1 protein-coding gene is annotated in these 636 nt (G+C 62.6%); it reads right to left on the bottom strand.

What is annotated here, in order from left to right; genetic code table 11:
* Positions 1–636: acyl-CoA dehydrogenase family protein (locus A9X04_RS32470; protein ID WP_197509427.1), on the bottom strand; the 636-nt coding region annotated here is incomplete at both ends.

Genomic DNA, 636 nt, shown 5'->3' with positions numbered 1-636 from the left:
CCAGGCCGCCAACGGCAGGTCGTGGGTGTAGCCCAAGGACCCGTGTATCTGCAACGCCGTGTCGATCACCTCGATCAGCATGTTGGCGATATAGGTTTTGGCCATCGAGTTCTCGATGCGCAGGTCGTGCCCGTGCTCCATTTTGTAGGCCAGGTGCAGGATCATCAGTCGCGTGATGTAGAGCTTCTCGGCGCAATCGGCGAGCATCCACTGGATGCCTTGCCGATCGGCGACGCGCTTGCCGAAGGTGACACGCTCGCACGCACGTGCGGTGGCCATATCCAAGGCTGCCTGAGCTTTGGCCACGCTCCACATCCCGTGCCGGAGCCGGCCGTATCCGAGCCGATGCTGCCCCATCGCAAAGCCCTCGCCACGGCCGCCGAGAATGTTCTCGTCGGGGACCACTAGGTCGCGGATGCGGACTTCCGCGTGACCCATGGTCACCTCACCGTGGAAGGCCGGCACGTCGGTCTCTCCCATAACCGGAATGTTGCGGATGATCTCGAAGCCAGGATTGGGCAACTCGACGAGAAACGTCGTGTACTGGCGATGGCGCGGCGCGTCGGGATCGGTCTTGGCCATCACCAGTGCCAGCTGAGAAATGGACGCCCCTGAGGTGTACCACTTCTCGCCGTT

This window comes from Mycobacterium sp. E3247 (genome assembly GCF_001667785.1).
In the GTDB taxonomy this organism is placed as follows: Bacteria; Actinomycetota; Actinomycetes; order Mycobacteriales; family Mycobacteriaceae; genus Mycobacterium.
Note: the sequence above shows the minus strand (reverse complement) of the source record. Positions and strands in the feature narration are given on the sequence as shown.